The sequence below is a fragment of the Acinetobacter sp. CY05 genome, from assembly GCF_059515805.1.
Genome location: NZ_JCAKMW010000053.1, coordinates 1 through 2,877, shown reverse-complemented (window position 1 = coordinate 2,877; position 2,877 = coordinate 1). Strand labels below are relative to the sequence as shown.

Genomic DNA, 2,877 nt, shown 5'->3' with positions numbered 1-2,877 from the left:
GCCTATTTAAGTGATGTGCTGAAAAGGCTACCGACACACAAAGTGACCCAAATTGAAGAATTACTGCCACACCGGTGGCAACCCGACCAAAATTAAAAAATAGGTATGGGGTTCAGCGGATGCTTACGAATTACTACCACACCGATGGAAACCTGATCCCCATTAAAATATAGCGATGGAGTTCAGCGGATGCTTACACCCTAAAAAGACCAAATTTAATTTCATCAGATCTAAAAAATCGTCTACCCTAAGGTAGACGATTTTAAATTTATACGAATGATCTAGTTGTTAATTAAACAAAACTTTGAGAATTAAACAGTTGATCAGTCGTAGAATCATGATCAATCGTCGCAACGAATACAAGCTCCAGTGCCACAGGCGCTGAGTTAATCGCTGTAATCTCTAAAGTCTCACCTGTTTCAGTGACTACCTGCTCAACCACATTGGTTTCTGACTCTGTCAGAATTAGTTCTTGAACTAACTCGTACGCTTGTTGTTGTTCAGATACAGAAATTGCTTCAGGTGTATCAACTTCAGCTGTAAATGTTGACTTATTCAATAAGCCACCTAACAAGCCACCCAACAAACCGCCGTTTACTGAACCAGTGACTGAATCACCTTCTACATTTACGTTTAATGAACCAGTTAAATTGTTCAATGTGTTACCTAACAAATCACCTAGATTTGTAGAAGGTTGACCATCTACGTTACCCGAACCTGTGAGTCCACCTAACAAGTTCCCTAAGCCATCTCCAGATAAGAGACCATTCGTCAGACCACCAACTAGGTCAGTAACGACATCTAATGATAGTAAGCCGTTTGTTAAACCACCAACCAAGTCAGTAACGACGTCTAGCGATAATAAACCGTTTGTTAAACTACCTAATAGATTAGTTACAACATCCAGGGATAGTAAACCGTTGGTTAAACCACTAACTAAGTTTGTGACTAGGTCAAGTGATAACAAGCCGTTGGTCAAACCGCCCACTAGATCAGTCACTAGGTCAAGTGACAACAAGCCATTGGTTAAACCACCAACTAAGTTTGTGACCAGGTCAAGTGATAACAAGCCGTTTGTTAGGCCGCCAACTAGATCAGTCACTAAATCAAGCGATAATAAGCCGTTCGTTAAACCACCTAAAAGATCAGTTACTAAATCAAGTGATAACAAACCGTTAGTTAGGCCACCCACTAGATCAGTCACTAGGTCAAGAGATAACAAGCCGTTAGTTAGACCGCCCACTAGATCAGTTACTAGGTCAAGCGATAACAAGCCGTTAGTTAGACCACCTAGAAGATTGGTTACGAAATCTAGTGATAATAGACCACCAGTTAAACCACCGATTAGGTTAGTCACTAGATCAAGTGACAATAAGCCATTAGTTAAACCGCCCACTAGATCAGTCACTAGGTCAAGCGATAACAAGCCGTTGGTTAAACCACCTAGAAGATTGGTTACGAAATCTAGTGATAATAGACCGCCAGTTAAACCACCGATTAGGTTAGTCACTAAATCAAGTGGAAGTAGACCACCTGTTAAGCCACCTAAAAGATCAGTTACTAAATCAAGTGATAACAAGCCGTTCGTTAAACCACCTAGAAGATTGGTTACGAAGTCTAGAGATAATAAACCGCCAGTTAAACCACCAACCAAGTTCGTCACTAAATCAAGCGGAAGTAAACCATCTGTTAAGCCACCTAAAAGATCAGTTACTAAATCAAGCGATAACAAGCCGTTAGTTAGACCACCTAGAAGATTGGTTACGAAATCTAGTGATAATAGACCACCAGTTAAACCACCAACCAAGTTCGTCACTAGATCAAGTGGAAGTAAACCACCTGTTAAGCCACCTAAAAGATCAGTTACTAAATCAAGCGATAACAAGCCATTTGTTAGGCCACCAACTAGATCAGTCACTAGGTCAAGCGATAACAAGCCGTTCGTTAAACCACCTAGAAGATTGGTTACGAAGTCTAGAGATAATAAACCGCCAGTTAAACCACCAACCAAGTTCGTCACTAAATCAAGCGGAAGTAAACCACCTGTTAAGCCACCTAAAAGATCAGTTACTAAATCAAGTGACAACAAGCCGTTCGTTAAACCACCTAGAAGATTGGTTACGAAGTCTAGAGATAATAAACCGCCAGTTAAACCACCTACCAAGTTCGTCACTAAATCAAGCGGAAGTAAACCACCTGTTAAGCCACCTAAAAGATCAGTTACTAAATCAAGTGATAACAAGCCGTTCGTTAAACCACCTAGAAGATTGGTTACGAAATCTAGTGATAATAGACCACCAGTTAAACCACCAACCAAGTTCGTCACTAAATCAAGTGACAACAAGCCGTTGGTTAAGCCACCTAAAAGATCAGTTACTAAATCAAGTGACAAGAAGCCATTTGTTAAACCGCCCACTAGATCAGTCACTAGGTCAAGTGACAACAAGCCATTTGTTAAACCGCCCACTAGATCAGTCACTAGGTCAAGTGACAACAAGCCGTTGGTTAAACCGCCTAGAAGATTGGTTACGAAGTCTAGAGATAATAGACCGCCAGTTAAACCACCGATTAGGTTAGTCACTAAATCAAGTGGAAGCAGACCACTTGTTAAGTCACCTAAAAGATCAGTTACTAAATCAAGTGACAACAAGCCGTTGGTTAAACCACCTAGAAGATTGGTTACGAAGTCTAGAGATAATAGACCGCCAGTTAAACCACCGATTAGGTTAGTCACTAAATCAAGTGGAAGCAGACCACCTGTTAAGCCACCTAAAAGATCAGTCACTAGGTCAAGCGATAACAAGCCGTTCGTTAAACCACCTAGAAGATTGGTTACGAAGTCTAGAGATAATAAACCACCAGTTAAACCACCTAAAA

At 40.8% G+C, this 2,877-nt stretch carries 2 protein-coding genes; one reads left to right on the top strand and one right to left on the bottom strand.

Going from position 1 to position 2,877, the window contains the following annotated elements; translation table 11 throughout:
• Positions 1-96: transposase domain-containing protein (locus tag AC5YCD_RS15650; RefSeq protein WP_180044306.1), on the top strand; the 96-nt coding region annotated here is incomplete at its 5' end.
• Between the two features lie 196 nt (positions 97-292).
• On the opposite strand, the gene AC5YCD_RS15645 is transcribed toward AC5YCD_RS15650, so the two are convergent.
• Positions 293-2,877, bottom strand: a 2,585-nt coding sequence (locus tag AC5YCD_RS15645; RefSeq protein WP_496130877.1) for a hypothetical protein, incomplete at its 5' end; no start/stop codon positions are given.